Origin of the sequence: Methanobacterium alkalithermotolerans, from assembly GCF_018141185.1 — an archaeon.
GTDB classification, from domain to species: Archaea; Methanobacteriota; Methanobacteria; order Methanobacteriales; family Methanobacteriaceae; genus Methanobacterium_F; species Methanobacterium_F alkalithermotolerans.
Map to the genome: position 1 here is coordinate 1024771 of NZ_CP058560.1, position 18362 is coordinate 1043132.

Genomic DNA, 18362 nt, shown 5'->3' on the forward strand with positions numbered 1-18362 from the left:
CAGGCATCTAAGCCTTAAAAAAAAATATATGAAAGTAAGTCTTAGAGAAGACCAGGATTAGTCTTAAAATAGAAATTAAGTAAAAAAAATTTGTAACTTATTCGGAGATTATAATAAATTCCCCGACTTTTTCCACTTTACCAAAAGGAACCAGTAAAAACTCGCCTTTTTTCTTAGCTCCCTTTACATTAACATTTCGACCTTTTTCAACCTTAATAACCACATCAGTAATCTTTCCCGTCTTATCATTGATAATTAATTCTTCCAGTTCTCCTAAAATCCTGGCGTTGCTGGTGGCTACCTGATATCCCTTAATTTCACTCCAAAATTTTTCTTCCCCTTTAATGAGTTTCCTCTCTTCTATCATTCTATCACCAATAATCTCTCTAAGACTTTTATGTCATGACAAGTATTAATATTTAAGGCAAGTTCAATTTTAGGAACTAAAATAACTTCCTCATCTTGTATCTTATTTAAACTCCTTAATATATTTACTCCTGATGGTACTATGCCCTCCCATACAAAAGAGGGTTTCAAATCATATTTATTAAAAATTTCCAGAGGAACCGCCACACACATGGCAGGCAGGTGGGATTCATGGTATCTGCTAAGAATTTCATCTATAATTTCACCTTTTACCATGGGAAGATCAGAACTAATAAATAATAAAACTTCTGATGGATCTTTTGCTTCAAAATAAGAAAGAATAATCTTAAGATCTTCTAAATATCCATTTCCAGGAGTTTTGATTATTTCCATGCCCCTATTTTCCAGATATTTGTGGGTTTGGGGAGTATGTTTGCTGGTGGCCACCACCAATTTTTCTATAGATGATTTTTTCAGATTTTGGATGACCCAGTCAATCATGGGCCTATCCTTTAATTTTAGTAAAGGCTTCTCGCCATTTAATTTTAGTCGGGTGCCCTTACCACCGGCCATAATCACTGCAGTTACCATGTAAATCTATTATATTTTTAATGAATTAATTTAAGAGGATTATAAAGTTTTGTCTTAATCAATCCATTTATCATCTTTTTTCTTTTGTATTTTCCTTCTAGGGCCTAAAATACAGGGTCCTCCCTGCCTTCCACCAATAGGAATATGAGGAGTTCCAATTGAATTCATACACCGGGCCATTATAGCGGCTCCCATGGCCAGAGCATCAGAAACAAAGATACAATCTTTCAATCTGCCATTGGTATGTTCCATAATTAGTTGTGGCTTTCTGCCAGTAATTCCAGCTCTACCAGTAACCCCCAGTATAGAACCATCCTCAACCACTCCTTCATCAAATGCTTCATCAATTAATCTTTTAACTATTAAGGCACTCACATGATCCAGGGTGGCGAATAATGTATTCATACCATCTTCTTCAAAGATTTCATGTCCTAAAATAGTCAATTCATCCAGCTTATCGCCATTTTCCCCTACATCACAACCAATTAACGTTGTTCCTGCTTCATATGCTGCTTCAGGATCAACAGGTACCGTACCAAAACGTGACCTGTTTTCAGGAACTTTTCCAATATCAATTAATTCATGAACTCTCTGTGCATTAAGCTGGGCCTTTTTCCAGTCTGCATTTTTTAGAATATCTTTACGGTATAAATCCAGTGCTGCTCCACCTCTTTGATCTACCTTTTCTGTGCCCCTTATTAAGGCATCAGAAACTGCCCCTGCCAGGCCACAAAAATTACCTATAGTGCGGGCGTAAGGTTCCTGGTTATTAACTATCCTACCTGCCAGGGTGGTTCCAAAATCCAGCGAAATGCAGGGATTTCTAAAGTCTATATTGGTCCATTTAGCCCCCAGTTTTATTCCCGCAGTTACCAGTTCTCCTTCCATCTCATTTGCCACCACTTCCTTACCAGTAGGAGGAATAACGCTCACAACCGCGCCATCAAAAACCACCTTTTCCAGTAGGCTGAATTCCTGTAATCTTTCCGGTAGGTTGTCTATAGAAAGTGCAGGGGCCATTTTTCGAGGGGGGATGCCTGCTTCTAAGCATCCATTTGCCAATGAAATTATAAGTTGACCTACCTCTTCAGGGGATGCAAAGCCAGCTGTTACTCCAGTTGATCTTACCACAAAATCCAGGTCCTTATCAATGTCAATTTTGGCTTTTTTTACCGATTCCAGTATAGTATTTTTAACCATTTCTGATACAGATTCCTTAGTAAGTTCCACGCCCCATACTGTACTTCCAAAAACCTTTTCATCCTTTTTTGGTTCCCTGATATCCCTGGTCATTTTAACTGTTTTATCCAGAAGATAGCTACGAGAGGTATTCAAATTGGTGGCAGTAAGGATACATTTGGTGGTAGTGTTACCTAATTCCACCGAAGCCACAATATAATAAACATCTGGCCGCATGGAATAACCTGATCCAACGGTTTTTTTAGTAAATGGCGCACTTTTTACATCTTCAATGGTTATATATCTACTTTTAGCTATTACTGGTTTAGGACCAAACAATCTTTTCAAGAACGACAACTAATTACCCCCTAGTCAATAGGAATAGTCTATTAAAGGTAGATATAAATCTTTATAAAAAAATCTAAAAAATAATTAAAAAAAGAAATTTAATAAAAAATGCTTATTCAGGAAACTGAATTTTATTTAAACAGTGCGAACCAGAAGCACAGTGCAGGGAGCCGAATGTACTACTTTTTCTGAAACACTCCCCAGGAGGTGTTTATCCACAATACCTTTACCGGTACCCATCACAATAACATCCACCTCTTCCTTTTCTGCAATTTTAACAATTTCATCAGCAGGATTACCTTCCACCATTATACTCCTGAAATTAACATTAGAGTCGGTGGATTCTTTAATTCCTTTTTCCATATCAGCGAGGATTTCCTTGCCCCTGGAAGTTAATTCTTCTATCATCATCTCCTTAACTTTCTTGGGGGTTAAAAATGGTACGGATGTTTCTACCACATAAACACATAAAATTTCCGCTTCACGACCTCTAAAAAGGTCTACGGTGTGTTCAATTATTTCGTCCATATATTCTCCCATAGTAGTGACCAATATTTTCTCATACATTTCCATCACGCTAGTAAATATATTCTGGATACAGCATAAACTACATAAGTACTGATTAAAATTATTCCCCCCACCCTATTTAACTTCATGCCCCCTTTTTTAATGAGCAATAATACCAGTACTATCACCAGGATCATTACCGGAGCATCAAAACTTAAAGAAAGGGGTTCAACTGGAATATTCATAAAAAGAGCCGGTACTCCTATTCCAATCAGGATATTGAAGGTGTTACTCCCTAAAACCGTCCCGATAGATAATTCATGCAGGCCTTTCATAGCAGAAGATAAAGTTACTACCAATTCAGGGATGCTGGTACCTATAGCCAGAGTAAATAGCCCCATGATCATTTCAGGTATTCCTGCAATCCGGGCCAGTTCCACCCCGGCAAATACTAATATTCTGCATCCCACAATTAATCCTGCAATTCCCAGAATAGAAAAAGCTATCATTTTTTTAGTTATAGGTTTCTTTTTGAAGCTTTTTTCAGGGGTTTTTGTATCCTGGTATTCTTTTTGTGCCTTAATTAAAAGCCATAAGTAAAACAAATAAAACAAGATCATTACTATTGATGCAATTCTGGTTATTTCCCCCCATAACATGAAAAATATTAAAATAAGGCCTGTTCCCAGAGTTACCAGACCATCCCGGGTGATTCCCTTAGGATTGGTACCAATAACACCGGCTACAGTAGCAGATATTCCCAGTATTCCCGCGATATTCCATATATTAGAACCTATAACCGTCCCCACTCCAATTTCAGTGCTGCCTGATAAAGAGGCAATCATAGCTGAACCAAATTCAGGTAGTGAAGTTCCAATAGCTGATGCAGTAACCCCCAGTATAATCTGAGAAATACCCAGAGTTGCGCCTATTTCTACTATGTTATCCACAAATAGGTCTGATGATTTTATCACAATAATTAAAGATAAAACTAAAGCCATGAGAAGTACTACAATTTCTAACAAAATATCACCACTTGAATATTATTACGCAAACCCGTATAACTTTTAAACTATCAAACTGGAGATTTGAAGTAATATTTGAAATTTTTTTAAATAATAATGTTTTTTTATAGAATAATAATAATAATGTAGATATACTTAACATTCCAATAACTAAAGCTTGTATTTCTATTATAAGCGTTATTAATTGATGGTCCTCACCAGCATAATAGTACAGGGTGTAGAGTGAACTACCTTTTCAGAAACACTCCCCAGGAGGTGTTTATCCACAATACCTTTACCGGTACCCATCACAATGATATCCACCGCTTCTTCTTGAGCTATTTCCACAATTTTATCTGCAGGGTTTCCCTCTACCATCATCTTTTTAAAGTTCACCATATAGGTTTGAGGTGTGTGAAACTTATGGGATAATTCTTCTAGAATTTCCTCTCCTTTAATAGTAAGTTCATCTTTAATCATTTTTTTAATCTTGGAAGGGGTGAGAAATGGTGCAGAAGTATCCACCACATATAGTCCTATTACTTCTATCTGTTTTCCCTGTACCAGTTCCATAGTATGATCCACTAATTCATCCAGATATTCCCCCATAACAGGGAGTAAAATTTTTTTAAACATTTTAAACCGTCCAAAACATTCTTAAAGTAATATATGCTGCATAAAATACGATTAAAATTAAACCTTCCCTTCTAGTAAGTCTATGGTTCCTGCGCATTAATAATAAAAGAGTAAGGGTCATGAGAATCATCACCGGAGCATCATATAAGATGGCAATGTTCTCCACCGGTATGGTCACCAGTAAAGCCGGTACCCCTAAACCAATCATGATATTGAAGATATTGCTCCCCAGCACAGTCCCTATGGCCAGATGGGATAGTCCTCTCCGGGCTGAAGTAAGCACTGTGAAAAATTCAGGGGCTGTAGTTCCAAAAGCAAGTAGTATACCAGCAAACATCTCCGGTATGGTGAAAATATCAGAAAGCTCCACCGTACAGTACACCAATATCCGGCACCCAATAGCCAGTCCCAATATACCTGCTAATGCCCACATGGTTTTTTTACGGAGATTCTTAGGATTTTTTTCATTTGATTTGGATTCAATATTTTTCTGATTTTCTTTTTTCTGTCCCTGAATCAAATAATAGAGATAACCCAAATAGACCACGATGAGTACAATACCTGCCCAAATATTTACACTTCCAAAATAAAGCAAAAATAGAAAGAGAATAATCGCAGTAACTAAGGACATGGACCCATCACGTTTCAGGTAAGCTTTTTTAGTAGTTATCATCCCGGAAAATACTGCAGATATACCCAGTATTCCTCCCATATTCCAAATATTAGCCCCCACAACAGTTCCCACACCAATCTCAGGATTTCCACTTAAGATTGCTATAATGGCTGAACCAAATTCCGGAAGCGATGTTCCCATAGCAGCAGCAGTTACACCTAAAATGACCTCTGATATTCCTAAAGAGGATCCTATTTCAACTAAATTTTCAACAAAAATATCTGCAGCCTTAATAACTGCTATAAGGGAGATTATGAGTACAATTATCAGGATTAACCATAGCATTATTTCACCGGAACAATGTTTCCTTTTTCCCACGTATATATTTTGTGTAAAAATCTGTTAAATCTTAAGTAAATTCCAAAATGAGAATATCTTTTAGGGATTAATATAGTTATGGAAAAGTAATTAATAAAAAAATACCTGAAAATGAGTTTCTTAAAAAAATAAAAAAAAATAAGGCGATTGACGCCTTTTTAAATCAGTTTGAACATAGGATGTTCTTCTACAGCTTCGGTTCCTATATCCTTAGCAGCTTCAGCTATGAATATATCTGCCATAGCACATGCAGGGAATGCCATTTTAGAATTTTCAATAGGACCAAATAGTACGAAGTCACCACCAGCCATTTGTTGAACCAGATTAGATCCGATATCACAAACAGGCCATGCTTCTGGATGTTCTTTTTTATATCCACGTAGCCAATCCCAGGCAGAAGGTACGTTGTGTATACCACTACCAACCGGGTAACCCCATTTGCTCTTAACTGCAAAGGAAGTTCTACATGCTGGGCCTGCACCCTGACCTAATGGAGTAATTGCTACATCCATGAATGGTTTGGTGATCCCACATTCTTCAGACATTTCCAGTAATCCCTTGTCCAGAACACTTCCACCGTTTTCCCAGATGTTAATTTTACCTTCCACACCAGGTTCCATTGGGTTGAAACCCAATACGATAGAAGCAGAAATATCGGTCTCTTTAACTGCATCAAGTTCATTCTGTTCAGAAGACATGTTAATGGAGTTATAAATAGCTCTTTCAGCTAATCCTGCTTCCTGGGCGTAGTTTGCACCTGCGATTTTTGCTTCAGCTGAAGTAGAGTCAATCATGAATGGTGCTTCAGTAATATCACCCACAAATTCCAGGTATTTTACAATAGCTTCCGGTGTAGCACCAAAAGTCTGTACAATACAGGGGTTCCCAGTAACATCTGACATTTCTTCCATACTTTTTATCAAAGCTTCTGCTTTATCTTTATCAAAAACACCAGCTTTTTCATCACTAATAATGCTATGTCCGCCATAAAATATAGTTCCAGCCAATACAGTTGGATATTCGCCAGGCTGGCCTCCAACCTGAACTCCGGCAACATCTATTACAACTTGTTCTTTATCAAACCTAAACATACGTAAACCTCCAAATCCAATCTATATGCCTAATAAGGACAGAAATGCCCCAATGGCTAAGACTTTGTACGCTATCAACAGGATTATAAGTCCTATTATTAATCCATATAAAATACCTACATCTCTACCTACTTGTTGACCTAGTCTCTGGTAATATTCACCAACAGTGAATTCTACCTTCTCTTCAATTTCATCCAATTTAACATTGGCCTTATTGAATTCATCTGCAGAGACCAATACACGGGGTATAGTAGTTTTTTCATCGGACATTCATATCACCCCATCATCAATTTCCATATGATTGGTAGACCCACCAGAGCTAGAGCCAGTAGAAATCCAATAGCCATACCACTTATACGGGTGGCTATTAGACCGGCAAATAGTCGACCGTCACGACCAATCAATTGAGTTCGATATTTTATATCTTCTACTACGTTTTTAACGCCGCGTACGTTTGGTTTATTTGATAGTATAATCATTTAGAAACCTCCCGCCTATAATAAGAGTAGTATACCCAGAGTTAGCATAAATGCTAATCCGATCATAATACCCTGCACTTTACCAGAGTACATACCCGCAAACATACGGTTAGCAGTACCAACCAGTTTGACTTGAGTCTGGATATTACGCATTCTAGCTTCGATAAGAGCGGTTTCAGGAGCGACAGGCCTTACTTCTTCGCCTTCTTCTTCATCTCCTCCTTCTTCCACTTTAATTACCATAGCTTCTTCTTCGAATGCTCCAGGATCCTTTTCAACACACTCTTTTACTTTAGATTGTATAGCGGCAGCGTCTTCCACGTCAATCAAGTTTACAATTTCCAGTTGTTGCTGGAATCGTTCAATACCTTCATCAGGTATGTTTTCGACGTATGGAATGGCACCAGTAGCGCCTACAATACTTCTTTTTTCTGGATCTACACCATTCTGGTGGAGAGCTTCAATACTTTGACCAGTAATATGTCCCTGTACTTCAGATCCGCACAGAATGAGGAATCTGATGTTAGGGTTGGATATAATATTGGCCATCATCTTTTCTATACCGAGGTTTTCGGTTTTGCAAGGTCCGGCAATGGCAGCACCAGCATCTACAGGTACATCTTCTATGTGAGAAGCAAGAGTAGTAGCAGCTACTGGGCTTTCTGGATCCCCGACTATGTAGTCCCCATTGATTACCGGCCATCCTTCTGCAGGTGATTTTTTATCAGACACTTATAACACCTCCTAAAGCAGTATGGCAATCAGCAAAATTAGACCCAGTATGAACCCGTACACCATATTAGTCAATTTACCTGCAGTAAGGTATACTCCTTCCCTTCCAGGGTAGGAACCCTCGCAAGTAGTGGAAGGGTCAAGTGAGTTCATTAAGTCATCTGCTGTAGCCTCTAACGTAGCTATTTCTGTGTTTATATCATCCATTGATAATATTAAGACCTCTCTGCCTAGAGCAGCTCCGATCATACCAGTGGAGGGATCTAAAGTTAAGTTAGATTCAGGAACTATTTTAACTAAAGGTAACATTTCCATTTTGATTCCTCCTATTGCTCTTCCTTAGGCCAGAGTCCAGCCCATTTTACTGATGCTGCTTCTTCCAGGGACGCGGTTATGTAAGATCTGATGGCTATGAACCAAGCTAAAGCACCAATTATGGATATAACCCACCATGCACTGGAAAAGCCTATTGCTAAAAGTCCAATTATGGCCATGGATAAAAATCCAGTGGATGCGGCTAGTTTTAAGGTTCTTACCTGATTTTCATTTGGTCCCAGACAGGCATTGAAAGGGTGTTGGATGGCCATGGTGTTCAATATGAACAAGAGGCCAATGTATCCAGTGGCTATTACTGAGGTTAATATGGCCTGCATGGAATAAGTTCCTGCAATAGCAGCAGAAAATCCGAGAACGGATAGTACTGCAGCACCAGATAGCTCAGCGGTACATTGTTCCAGGATAGGAATTTTCATTTTTACAATTTTCTTACCAATAAGCGCTACAATGGTACCTAAAACCATGGCTATGATTAATGCCAATACCGGACCAATTGGTAAGTCTGGCAATAAAAATGCACCGGCTAAACCACCAATAGCACCTACAATACCTATGGCCAGTGACATGTACCCAATAGAAGGCACACCAGTACCTAGACCATAGCTAGCTACTCTTCGAATCGCGTCAGCACCCCATACTATAGCACAAACTGCACCCAGTGCAGAGACCAAAGGTCCTAAAACAGGGTTCAAAGGAGCGGCATATATGCCCACAAGTCCTCCCACAATCCCCAGGGCCATTAGTTTACCAGGAGATATGGCGGCACCGGCGGGTCCTCCAGCTGCAACTGACATTAGAAGACACCTCCGTTAGTTAAGAGTAGTGAAATAGCTCCGATTACCACCGAAGCAATTAAACAAGCAATTATTCCCCGTCCAATTCTTTTGAATTTTGGATCGTGGAATCCTTCAATAGTACCTCCTATATTATAAGAGGCAATTACTGCGTTAATAAAGAATATGCCAACAGCTAATATTGCGGCTAGTTCAATAGCACCAATGAAAAAGGCTGAACCTTTTAATGCCTCATAAAGGCCCCAGTAGATTAATCCTCCACCGATTCCACCTAATGCCGCACCAATTAAACCACTTATGAAACAAACCGTAGGAACTCCGTGTCCTTCAGTACCAGGAGTAACATATTTTTCCTGATTCAATTTGGTTATAGGGTCTACATTTACTTTAGCTGAAGCAGGTACACATCCTACACCATAAACGTATATTAAGTTACCTACCAGCATGGTAATTCCTATCATTAGCATGGCACCAACTGCACCAGCAGCCATAATCATTATTGGTGATTGACCAGTCATAGCAGCAGCAGTGATTAGTCCAGTTAAACCAGCACCAGCAGCTAGCATAGCTGTACCGGTACCTACACCTGTAGCAGTTGCTATAGCTGCAGGAGCTCCACCCACAGGTACGAAGTGTACTCCTCCGCCTATGAGGACTCCGCCCACAGTTATAGCTCCGATTAATGTTAATGGATCCATCTTATATCCTCCTTAATCCTTGTATGGTCCATAATTAGTTCTAGCGAACATTTCTACTCTGTTATTGAGTATTATCAGTATTAGAACTATTATCAAACCTGCTATTATTCCTCCAGTTAACCCGAACACTACTGTAATCCAGAAACTGAAGAAAACAACCGCTCCGAAAGCAAAACCAGTTAATGGACCTCCGTACTTAGCACAGAAGTTTACCACATCAATGGAGTTTCTTGCTCCCATTTCGGCTTTAGTTACAATGTCACCGTGAATAGCTACTGGAACTCCTCCACCGAAAGGATATTGTTGGTATTCCCTTTCAGCTCCGTAATGAACGTCTCCAGTAGATGAACCAATAGCTCCAATAGTTATTCCCCATAGCACAGCCAGTAAAGGAAGTGGGAATGGGTGAGCTGGTTGTAAGGCTGAAATCATCAGGTATGATAATCCTACAATACAAAAAGTAGTTATAAATCCATGTCCTGCTATTGGTCCTAAAGATTGAACCAGAACATCCATGAATAAAGGTTGATTGAACTGAGATTGACTAACAATCCGTCCCATGTGAGATGTTGCTGAATATATAGTATGGACTAAAGCGGCTATAAAAGCCCCTACAGCCAAAGCCATAATCACTGGTAGATTTAATGCTCCTATCATTACAAATGTTACAGAACCAGCAATACCACACCAGGCACCATAAGCCACTGGTTCACCAGAAACAGCTTTGTTTATCATCCGGTGCAAGTGTCCCATCTGAGGTGCTAGCTGAACTTGTGAGTTAGGATTACTTTGTGAACCTACATCGGATTCTAAATCCTCTGCAGCCCCAGCGATGGTTGCGGCAGCTCCCATAAGAGCAACAACACCTAATCCTGTTATCATAGGGTCCATGTATTTTCCTCCTTATGTTTTAAATAAAAAAAAATAAATAGGTGGGTTAGACCTATTTAGCGGGAGAAATAAGTGCTCTTTCTCCGGCAGGTTCGAATTCACGTAGTGCTCCTTTAGCGAACTCTCCTCTGACGTTAGTAAAGTCAAAGACTAAGTTGTCGTCAGCAAATGCAATTTTAATCAGAGGATTAAATGCAAATGCGTCTCCACGAGCAGCGTGTGGGGCCTGGGAAATACCTGCGTATTCACCCTGGTGACCTACATTCATTGCGTAGTTAGGATAGTTTGGTCCTCTCATTTCGAGTGGTAATCCTTCATCGTTTCGTATGGAGAATACGTTAGATGCACCACACTGATCTTGCAAGTCGTAACCATAGAATCCAAGCCTGGAGTGTTGTTCTTTGTGCAGGTACATAGATAAGTACCATCCACTTAGACCAGTTTGAGCATTAGCTGTAGCAAATGCAGTGGATGCACCAGCAGCTGCAGCTACGATGGAAGCTCTTTGGGATCCACCGAAGATGGTTTCTAATAGTGCTGGGTATTCTTCAAACTGTTCCAGGGCATAGAAGGTAACTTCTGAACCTACATCCAGAACGGTGTCCATGGTGTTTGGTGCTTCACACATACCAAATTTGTCTTCTACGTATTCTTTACCATAGTAGGTAAAGTCATCGAGAATGTTGTCAGTGTAAGCAGCGGTTGCGTATTGGGTAAATCCTACACCACCAGACATGTAAGAACCGAGCCAGATTTGGTCGTAAAGCATTGCTCCTGTAGCTACTACGTCCAGTGTAACTCTTACAGGGTCTTCAGCATTTACTCTGGAGGACTGACATATGTCAGCCAGGTAACCGAATGGTATTCCACCAGGTTCGTTTTCTCCTCTTGCCCTTCTTACTGGGAGAGAGGTACCCATGTGAATAACTTCTGCGTGTTTTGCAGCGTATGCGAAGTCCCCGGTTGCGGCTTCTCCTGCTGCTTGTTTGTATGCAGAAATCATTGACATACCAATCTGCATAGCAGACCATCGGGAAGTGGTACCACCGTCACAGGTTCGGGATACAATGGTTGGTATCCGTACTACTTGCCAGATTCCGTCTCCTACTTCAGCTTTTAAGACTTCAGCCTGGTCGTCAGGGAACATTTTGTTAATGTCAATGACGTAGGCAGGGTCTATTTCTTCGGCAATTTCATCATTACCGGTAAAGACTTTTACGTAACTGTCAGCCACTAATGCAGGGTGGGTTTCCACCATGTGCTCTTGTACAACAGCAGCACCAGGCATAGCGTGGTTTACAGTTTCCAGGTAATGAGTTATAGTTTCGGGGGAAACCTCTTTACCTAATCTTTTCTCGATAACAGTGTGTGCGGTATTTAAACCCACAACTACAGTTCTTCGAATGTCATCCCACATTTGCTGCATGGCAGCGTTGTTAACAAAGTGCAGGTCGTCACCTTCCACAAAGGTATCGGTAGTTGATACCTGGTAAGGCATTAGAGCCCTCTGTCCTAGAGGTGTACCTACATCAGGGTTATATTGTGGAACTCCCCTTTTTGCAGCTACTTCTTTACCTGCATTTACAAACTCAGTTTTCCTTTCAGATTGTTTCCAACCACCATAGTCATAAAAGTGAGTTTTCTTTGCATCGGGGGATTCTTCGAATTTTTTCTTTAATGCGTTTATGAACATTTTGTCAGCCATAATCATTCCTCCCCTTAATTATTCTGGACTGTATCCTCCCTGGGATCTCAAGACGTGTATTCTGTGTAATACTTCTACAGCGTCTGCGTCGTCCTTGTAGGCTTCACCATCTACTCTGTAAATAGTGGTTTTGTCCATTAGAGTCTCTTCGTCCATTGGTTCACCTAGAACCACAGGTTCGTCGAGCTCTTCTCCGATCTGGTTTTTGACTGCTTCAACCATTCCAGTGTCTTTGTTTAAGACCTGTCTTCTGAGCATGTCAAACATCATACCATCTTCATCCAATCTCAGAGAGTGTCCGTGTACAGACTTTCCTCTGAAACCTGACCGGGCAGGGTCAAAGTATTCTGTTTCCAGAAGTTCTTTGGAGATTTTCTCCAGGTCTCTTTCTCTGGCTTCAATAATTTGTCGTCCAGATAGGGTACCTGCGTCAGATCCTCTGTATCGGCATAGGTAAGATCTTGCCCTTACAAATGGTTGAGCTGGAGCAAAGTACATAGAGTCAGCGAACTGGATGTATCGTACCCTGTCACCGGCTTTTGCACCATCTACTGCTTCCACCATTTCTCTTATTGAGTCTTCAGGTTCGTCCATTTCTTCTAGTGGTGGGTGGACGCTTGGATATTCTTCACCAGGAGCTCTGTGACCTAGGATCTTTACAACATCCTCGTCAGAGATCTCCCTCATCTTTTCTAAATCATAATCAGGGTCACAGAAATTTCTTCTATTTTGTGCAACCTTTGTTGTTCCGGGATAATATTGTGCCATATCATGCACCTCCTAATGCTAACTTAACTTTTCTAATAATCTCATCCAGCTTTTCCTGGGGACAAGTTTCTCCTCTTATGACACCACTCACGATGTCAACGATTTTTCCTTTAGTTTTGGGGATTTCAGGCATTACTACTCTTGTTTTAACTCCGATTTTTGCAAAATCTTCAAAGTCAACTGGATATTCGCATATAATAACACACGGACGGTTTACATTTCGCAATATCAATCTGGCCTTGTAGGTTATGTGGTATTTAACTCCACCCAGATGAACTACCAGGACCTGATGTCTTTTCATTTGCTCAATCTCATTTGGAGTGAGTCCAAAAAGACTTCCTGCACCTGCGCTGGGAGTGTCCTGAGGTACACCTGCACCAGCATTTAAAACCAGAGTACTGGTCATTATATTTGCTTCTCGCAGTGCAAAAGTGATTTCACATACCGGTTTGGTAATATGGCGCCTTCCAGGAGACATGGCTACAGCCAGTACTTCACTTCCACATTCTGCAAAAGTGCCCCTTTGGGCAATACCGCCTCCTTCACCCATCCCCATGGTTTCGCGGCAGTCTACAACATGAGTGCATTTGCCAATCATCTTCAGAGTCCTATTGATTTTTTTTAATAATGCTTGCTCTTTCACTGAGTGGGGCATTCTGATCAGTTAATCCCACCATTTCAGCAGGTATATTATCCAGATCATCGCCGTATTTGATTTCGTCAGTTACTGTTTTTTGATATCTGATAAAAGTTCCAATATGAACATTAAATCCAAAAGGTAATACCTCTTCACATACCTTTTTAACGTTCTCTATGGTTTCTTCAGATTCAATTTCCAATAGAATTCGGCCTGTTTTAACTTGCAGGTCTATTTCTTCGCCTTTGACAACAATAGTTCTTCTATCAGGATGTTTGGCACTTGCAGGAGGAAGTCTCTGTCCATGAATAACCATTCGTTTGATACTATCAATTTCTTCCAGGTTATTCAATAGTTTTTCAGTTGTATCTGCACCTAAAAGTCTATGTGGGAATATTTCTATGTCCATTTGTAGTTTTGCCCCCAAAAAATTGTGAGATTATTTAAATGTCGCCTTTTATGTTGGCAGCTGCCTCCACAACATATTTTAGTGGCTCTCGGAATTCGTCCACTTGGCTGAACACTTCTTTAATTAGACCAGAGGTTGCTTCAGGGGAGAACATCTGGGTACCTGCGTCAAGAGCCATAGCGGCTGATACGCAAGGAATAGCAAATCCTTTACTGTGTCTGGTTACAATGTGGTTTCCGTTAAAGATACCAGGACCTCCACCACCGTAGATGGAGTGACTGAAGAATGAGAATCCTACAGCTACACCTTCGACTCTACCAAAGTCCACACTTGGTAATCCGGTTTCAAATTCAATTAAGTCGTTGTAGTATAATAGGGTGGATGATACACCTTGAGCAGCTCGAGCAGCACCCTGGTTAACCATGGTAGCGGCCATTTGACCAGCTGCAGCGTAAGCATTCCATTTAGCTAAGTCATCAGTTCCGTAGACATTGAATCCGTTTAAGTCTTTTTCTACTCCAATAACACCGTCAGCAGCTGCTCTTTCAACCAGATCAGCTATTACAGATCCGACGGTACCTTCAGCACCATTTGCTTTAACCAGGTCATATACCAGGTTGTCAGCGTTCATACCTTGGTAAGCTAATCCCAGTAAGTGCATTCTTTCAAATGCTCCTACAGCGTCTCCCATTTCAAACATGGCAGCTTGTTCTAATATACTGGATAAAGCAGCAGATTGCATGGTGTTTTTCAAAGTGGCAGCAACCACGTGGTTCACCATAACATTTCTCAGTGAGTAACCTGGTCCTTCCAGTTTCTGTGGAATATCCAGCATGGTAGCAATATTTGCACCCATATATTCTACAGATTGTGGGTATCGTCCTAGAACGGCAGCTTTGATCATGTTTGCGTCATACATGGAGACGTCAAACTCGTTTATTATGGCCTGAACAAATGCAGTGGCAGTAACTAAAGGAGCAGCAGAATATTCTGCGGCAGCTTCAAATCTTTCACTTGGAATTTGCACTAGAGCTCTTTTTCCACCAGCAAGTAACTCCACTTTGGTGTCGTCATCTGCAGTAACCTGGATCATTTCTTTGGCAGCAGCAGCAATAGAATCTGCACTTCCAACCACATCTAGATCCATTTCTCTTCCTAAAATCTTACAGGCAGGGCCACCAACTTTGGCAGCCTTTAAGGCATTTTCAATACCTTCTAAGTTTACAGCTACTGTCCTTTTTATACCTTGGATAATACTTTTTATAGCTGGGTTTCGTAGTGGACTTAAAGCTTCTAGTGGCACCTGAGATTCAACTAGATTGCCTCTGTCGTCGTATAAGTCAACCTTATCATCAAACTTCGCCATTTTTTCCCTCCTAACAGATTATGTAGTATACCAGCCTCAAGAGCAATAGCAGCAATTTAATGCTTATAAAAATAGCTCACTCCCGAGAAAGTTGCATAAGCACCTTTTAGTGGTATACGAGCAGTGTTTTGTTAAAGGTCATATATTTAAACTTTCTTCTTGAACTAAGTAGAAAGATTTATAAAGAATAAAAAGTTTTTTATAAAGAAGTATAAGAAAAGATAGGTTAATACTTTTTTTACTTAGAATAAGCCTTATTTTTCTCCCTAATCTTTGATATCTGATTAATATTGTTTAGCCCTTATCCCTTTCCCAGTGCAATACAAAATTATTTATTTCTATAAAAACCTAAAAAATTATTATGCAAATTATAGCAGATGTGGGTGGTATTCCTGGAAAAGACTGCCGAGGATATTGTAAATATTGTTATTTTCGAAAAATAAAAGAATTTCAGCCTTTAGGATGTAGAAGTTGTTCGCCCGGGAAAATAGGATGTGAAACCTGCACCTTTGGTGTATCCGAAACAAAAAACGAGTTTATCCCTCCCTTTTTTGTGGCCAGTAATGTTCAAAACAGCTTAATGATGGGACAATTTCGTGATAAAAACTTAAAAATTAATATCAGCGGAGGAGGAGATATAAGTTGCTATCCTCATTTATTAGAGCTTACTTCAAGCCTTCAACAGATGGGAACACCTATACATCTGGGTTATACCAGCGGTAAGGGAATAGATGATTCTAAAATGGCTTCAGATCTAATTTCTAATGGAGTAGAAGAAGTAACCTTTACTGTTTTTTCCACTGATGCTCTCCTTAGAAAAAAATGGATGGGTGATCCCCATCCAGAAGAGTCATTAAAAGCCCTTAAAATATTTTCCGAAAATATTGAAGTCCATGCTGCATCAGTTATTATTCCAGGAGTAAATGATGGGGAAAAATTATTTGAAACCTGTGCCCAGCTGGAAGAATGGGGTGCCCGGGCATTTATTTTAATGCGTTTTGCCAATTATGAAAACCAGGGCCTCATACTGGGAAATGAGCCGATAATAAAAGGCGTGGAACCGCACACCATCTCTGAATTTGAAAATCTGGTAAGAAAAATAAATAAAGAATTTAATTTGCGGGTTAGTGGTACTCCTGTTTGTGACCCTGAAAATGATGCTCCTTTTGCCATTTCTTTAAATAAAAATAAAGTATTCTTGCAGTTTATTCCAGAAATTAAAGCAGAGGCAACCATACTCACCAGCCAGGTAGCAGCTCCCTATATACAAAAGATAGTAGATAACCTTGAAGCCCAGGATATGGTAGATGTATATGCTGTGGATAAGGATATTGGCTGTTTAATTACCAGAAAAGACCTGGAAAAAGTTAATTTAAAGGAAATTAAAGAAACAGTGATCATACCCGGGCGAGCTTTTGTGCATGACAAAGATGCCAATGAAATTTTGAGTCGGGACGGAGTAGATCGTTTAGTAGCCCGGGGCCCAGATAAATTAACAGTAGATGGCGAAATGAGTGGTACTCTAACTGATGAAAATGTAATTGAAAAAGAATTAGAAGCCTTCCGAGAATTAGTAGCAGCCATCAACTTCTTTGGAATAAAAAAAGAGAATTAATGTATTAAAAACCCTGAAAAGTTTAATTGCATTTAATAAACCCGTGAAGTTAATTTTTTTAGAGGTTTATTCTTAAATTTTTTTTTTAGGATTTTTTCCAAAAGATCTATTTACCAGAATAATTCTAAAGACAATTAATCTGGAATTAAATCAATAACAGTAACCTCATTTCTAGATCCCCATCTCAAAGGAGGCCCCCATGTTCCCGTACCTGCAGAAACATAGAGATAGCTTTCACCATTCTTATAGAGTCCTTTAAAGTAAGGGAAAATGAACCTCACCAGTAAATTTATTGGATAGAATTGCCCGTGATGTGTATGGCCGGAAATTTGCAAACTTATACCGTTTTCCCGGGCTGATTCCCATTCAGATGGTAAATGGTGCATTAAAATTGATGGAATATCCCGATCAAATTCCAGCTGGCTTAAAAGTGGACCTAACATCTTCCTCTGCATACAGTAACCTATACCCACAATCTGCAATCCCTTGAAAACCACAAAATCGTGGTTAATCACCTCGATTTCTGCAAAATTTAAGGCTTCTTTGACTTTACTCCATTCCACGTAGGTATCATGATTGCCACTGACAAAATATATGGGCATTTTTAGAGATTTAAATGGCTTAAAAGATTCTTGGTGAATAGGGGAACTCCCATCAGCCAGGTCACCTGTAATTAAAACCAATTCAGGTTTAATCTCCTCAATTTTAGTTATCAGTCTTTTCAAGTAACCCGTATTTCTAACCGAGCCCACATGAATATCTGAAAGCTGTAAAACTCTGACCGGGTTTTTTAAATTTTTTAATGGAATTTTAATGTTTTTTTGGTGAAAATAATAGGCATTTACCCCCGAATAAATAGTTATAATCAGTACCAGAGATGTTAATAACAATACTGATAATTTTAAAGGAATTTGAATCCATAATTGGATTATTTCCAGCAATATGAATCCCCATAAGAAAAATAGGGCTATTCCCAACCAGGTTACTGAAAAAGTGTATAGTGTTCTAATAACTATATGATCCTGCCTTTGACCTATAATCATGGAAAGAGGAAATGAAATAGAAAATATTCCAATTAAAGAATAAAGAATATAATTATTAACCATGCTAAAAATAGAATTTAAAGTGGATAATATGAAATAATTTAGAGTTAGATAAGCTATAAAGAAAAAAGAAATAAATAAAGAAAGCTGTAAAACTCTGATTTTATCCATAGTAC

General features: G+C 39.5%; 22 protein-coding genes. 1 reads left to right on the forward strand and 21 read right to left on the reverse strand.

Features of this window, described 5'->3' with window-relative positions; all coding sequences use genetic code 11:
• Positions 1-97 precede the first annotated feature (97 nt).
• The 20 genes from HYG87_RS04920 to mcrB all read right to left on the reverse strand — a co-directional run bounded on the left by HYG87_RS04920 (position 98) and on the right by mcrB (position 15528).
• A complete protein-coding gene (locus HYG87_RS04920) occupies positions 98-367 on the reverse strand; it encodes a PRC-barrel domain-containing protein (protein ID WP_211534103.1) in 270 nt (89 codons plus the stop codon).
• On the reverse strand, positions 364-957 hold the full coding sequence (locus HYG87_RS04925) for a TIGR00454 family protein (RefSeq protein ID WP_211534104.1): 594 nt from the start codon (positions 955-957) through the stop codon (positions 364-366). The genes HYG87_RS04920 and HYG87_RS04925 overlap by 4 nt, the downstream gene beginning before the upstream one ends.
• A gap of 54 nt (positions 958-1011) precedes the next feature.
• The gene (locus HYG87_RS04930) at positions 1012-2493 is read right to left on the reverse strand and encodes a methanogenesis marker 14 protein (RefSeq protein ID WP_211534105.1); all 1482 of its coding nucleotides are present in this window, start codon (positions 2491-2493) and stop codon (positions 1012-1014) included.
• 126 nt (positions 2494-2619) lie between these two features.
• Complete coding sequence (locus HYG87_RS04935) at positions 2620-3057, reverse strand: universal stress protein (RefSeq protein WP_256438698.1); 438 nt, start codon at positions 3055-3057, stop codon at positions 2620-2622.
• Positions 3057-4016 (reverse strand): calcium/sodium antiporter, encoded by a 960-nt coding sequence (locus tag HYG87_RS04940; RefSeq protein WP_249164895.1) that lies wholly within the window; start codon positions 4014-4016, stop codon positions 3057-3059. The genes HYG87_RS04935 and HYG87_RS04940 overlap by 1 nt, the downstream gene beginning before the upstream one ends.
• Positions 4017-4196: 180 nt before the next feature.
• Positions 4197-4631, reverse strand: a complete 435-nt coding sequence (locus tag HYG87_RS04945; protein WP_211534107.1) for a universal stress protein — start codon at positions 4629-4631, stop codon at positions 4197-4199.
• A gap of 1 nt (position 4632) precedes the next feature.
• On the reverse strand, positions 4633-5589 hold the full coding sequence (locus HYG87_RS04950) for a calcium/sodium antiporter (RefSeq protein WP_211534108.1): 957 nt from the start codon (positions 5587-5589) through the stop codon (positions 4633-4635).
• 191 nt (positions 5590-5780) lie between these two features.
• A complete protein-coding gene (gene mtrH / locus HYG87_RS04955) occupies positions 5781-6713 on the reverse strand; it encodes a tetrahydromethanopterin S-methyltransferase subunit H (RefSeq protein WP_211534109.1) in 933 nt (310 codons plus the stop codon).
• Positions 6714-6734: 21 nt separating this feature from the next.
• Entirely contained in the window at positions 6735-6983 is a 249-nt protein-coding gene (gene mtrG / locus HYG87_RS04960) for a tetrahydromethanopterin S-methyltransferase subunit MtrG (RefSeq protein ID WP_211534110.1), read from the reverse strand.
• Positions 6984-6988: 5 nt separating this feature from the next.
• Complete coding sequence (gene mtrF / locus HYG87_RS04965) at positions 6989-7192, reverse strand: tetrahydromethanopterin S-methyltransferase subunit F (protein ID WP_211534111.1); 204 nt, start codon at positions 7190-7192, stop codon at positions 6989-6991.
• A gap of 15 nt (positions 7193-7207) precedes the next feature.
• Positions 7208-7924 (reverse strand): tetrahydromethanopterin S-methyltransferase subunit A, encoded by a 717-nt coding sequence (gene mtrA, locus HYG87_RS04970; RefSeq protein WP_211534112.1) that lies wholly within the window; start codon positions 7922-7924, stop codon positions 7208-7210.
• A gap of 12 nt (positions 7925-7936) precedes the next feature.
• Positions 7937-8239: a tetrahydromethanopterin S-methyltransferase subunit MtrB gene (mtrB, locus tag HYG87_RS04975; RefSeq protein WP_211534113.1), complete on the reverse strand. Its 303-nt coding sequence runs from the start codon at positions 8237-8239 to the stop codon at positions 7937-7939.
• Between the two features lie 11 nt (positions 8240-8250).
• Positions 8251-9054: a tetrahydromethanopterin S-methyltransferase subunit MtrC gene (gene mtrC / locus HYG87_RS04980; RefSeq protein ID WP_211534114.1), complete on the reverse strand. Its 804-nt coding sequence runs from the start codon at positions 9052-9054 to the stop codon at positions 8251-8253.
• Positions 9054-9752, reverse strand: a complete 699-nt coding sequence (mtrD, locus tag HYG87_RS04985) for a tetrahydromethanopterin S-methyltransferase subunit D (protein WP_211534115.1) — start codon at positions 9750-9752, stop codon at positions 9054-9056. Before mtrD ends, mtrC begins: the two co-directional genes overlap by 1 nt.
• Before the next feature lie 12 nt (positions 9753-9764).
• Positions 9765-10643 (reverse strand): tetrahydromethanopterin S-methyltransferase subunit E, encoded by an 879-nt coding sequence (mtrE, locus tag HYG87_RS04990; RefSeq protein WP_211534116.1) that lies wholly within the window; start codon positions 10641-10643, stop codon positions 9765-9767.
• Between the two features lie 52 nt (positions 10644-10695).
• Complete coding sequence (mcrA, locus tag HYG87_RS04995; RefSeq protein WP_211534117.1) at positions 10696-12348, reverse strand: coenzyme-B sulfoethylthiotransferase subunit alpha; 1653 nt, start codon at positions 12346-12348, stop codon at positions 10696-10698.
• A gap of 18 nt (positions 12349-12366) precedes the next feature.
• On the reverse strand, positions 12367-13116 hold the full coding sequence (gene mcrG / locus HYG87_RS05000; RefSeq protein WP_211534118.1) for a coenzyme-B sulfoethylthiotransferase subunit gamma: 750 nt from the start codon (positions 13114-13116) through the stop codon (positions 12367-12369).
• A 1-nt stretch (position 13117) separates the two neighbouring features.
• Complete coding sequence (gene mcrC / locus HYG87_RS05005; protein WP_211534216.1) at positions 13118-13714, reverse strand: methyl-coenzyme M reductase I operon protein C; 597 nt, start codon at positions 13712-13714, stop codon at positions 13118-13120.
• Between the two features lie 10 nt (positions 13715-13724).
• On the reverse strand, positions 13725-14162 hold the full coding sequence (gene mcrD / locus HYG87_RS05010; RefSeq protein WP_211534119.1) for a methyl-coenzyme M reductase operon protein D: 438 nt from the start codon (positions 14160-14162) through the stop codon (positions 13725-13727).
• A 34-nt stretch (positions 14163-14196) separates the two neighbouring features.
• Positions 14197-15528 (reverse strand): coenzyme-B sulfoethylthiotransferase subunit beta, encoded by a 1332-nt coding sequence (gene mcrB / locus HYG87_RS05015; protein ID WP_211534120.1) that lies wholly within the window; start codon positions 15526-15528, stop codon positions 14197-14199.
• A 361-nt stretch (positions 15529-15889) separates the two neighbouring features.
• Here mcrB and mmp10 point away from each other — a divergent pair, with 361 nt between their 5' ends.
• Positions 15890-17143, forward strand: coding sequence for a methyl coenzyme M reductase-arginine methyltransferase Mmp10 (gene mmp10, locus HYG87_RS05020; protein WP_211534121.1), 1254 nt, complete (start codon positions 15890-15892; stop codon positions 17141-17143).
• A gap of 134 nt (positions 17144-17277) precedes the next feature.
• On the opposite strand, the gene HYG87_RS05025 is transcribed toward mmp10, so the two are convergent.
• Positions 17278-18357 carry a metallophosphoesterase gene (locus HYG87_RS05025; RefSeq protein WP_211534122.1) on the reverse strand — a complete coding sequence of 360 codons (1080 nt, stop codon included), beginning with the start codon at positions 18355-18357 and terminating at the stop codon, positions 17278-17280.
• Positions 18358-18362: the final 5 nt, after the last annotated feature.

Excerpts from the sequence above, each read along its gene's own strand:
- HYG87_RS04920 (WP_211534103.1), bottom strand. The coding sequence starts at position 367 with ATGATAGAAGAGAGGAAACTCATTAAAGGGGAAGAAAAATTTTGGAGT.
- HYG87_RS04925 (WP_211534104.1), bottom strand. The coding sequence starts at position 957 with ATGGTAACTGCAGTGATTATGGCCGGTGGTAAGGGCACCCGACTAAAA.
- HYG87_RS04935 (WP_256438698.1), bottom strand. The coding sequence starts at position 3,057 with ATGGAAATGTATGAGAAAATATTGGTCACTACTATGGGAGAATATATG.
- HYG87_RS04945 (WP_211534107.1), bottom strand. The coding sequence starts at position 4,631 with ATGTTTAAAAAAATTTTACTCCCTGTTATGGGGGAATATCTGGATGAA.
- HYG87_RS04950 (WP_211534108.1), bottom strand. The coding sequence starts at position 5,589 with ATGCTATGGTTAATCCTGATAATTGTACTCATAATCTCCCTTATAGCA.
- mtrH (WP_211534109.1), bottom strand. The coding sequence starts at position 6,713 with ATGTTTAGGTTTGATAAAGAACAAGTTGTAATAGATGTTGCCGGAGTT.
- mtrG (WP_211534110.1), bottom strand. The coding sequence starts at position 6,983 with ATGTCCGATGAAAAAACTACTATACCCCGTGTATTGGTCTCTGCAGAT.
- mtrF (WP_211534111.1), bottom strand. The coding sequence starts at position 7,192 with ATGATTATACTATCAAATAAACCAAACGTACGCGGCGTTAAAAACGTA.
- mtrB (WP_211534113.1), bottom strand. The coding sequence starts at position 8,239 with ATGGAAATGTTACCTTTAGTTAAAATAGTTCCTGAATCTAACTTAACT.
- mtrC (WP_211534114.1), bottom strand. The coding sequence starts at position 9,054 with ATGTCAGTTGCAGCTGGAGGACCCGCCGGTGCCGCCATATCTCCTGGT.
- mtrD (WP_211534115.1), bottom strand. The coding sequence starts at position 9,752 with ATGGATCCATTAACATTAATCGGAGCTATAACTGTGGGCGGAGTCCTC.
- mtrE (WP_211534116.1), bottom strand. The coding sequence starts at position 10,643 with ATGGACCCTATGATAACAGGATTAGGTGTTGTTGCTCTTATGGGAGCT.
- mcrA (WP_211534117.1), bottom strand. The coding sequence starts at position 12,348 with ATGGCTGACAAAATGTTCATAAACGCATTAAAGAAAAAATTCGAAGAA.
- mcrG (WP_211534118.1), bottom strand. The coding sequence starts at position 13,116 with ATGGCACAATATTATCCCGGAACAACAAAGGTTGCACAAAATAGAAGA.
- mcrC (WP_211534216.1), bottom strand. The coding sequence starts at position 13,714 with ATGATTGGCAAATGCACTCATGTTGTAGACTGCCGCGAAACCATGGGG.
- mcrD (WP_211534119.1), bottom strand. The coding sequence starts at position 14,162 with ATGGACATAGAAATATTCCCACATAGACTTTTAGGTGCAGATACAACT.
- mcrB (WP_211534120.1), bottom strand. The coding sequence starts at position 15,528 with ATGGCGAAGTTTGATGATAAGGTTGACTTATACGACGACAGAGGCAAT.
- mmp10 (WP_211534121.1), top strand. The coding sequence starts at position 15,890 with ATGCAAATTATAGCAGATGTGGGTGGTATTCCTGGAAAAGACTGCCGA.
- HYG87_RS05025 (WP_211534122.1), bottom strand. The coding sequence starts at position 18,357 with ATGGATAAAATCAGAGTTTTACAGCTTTCTTTATTTATTTCTTTTTTC.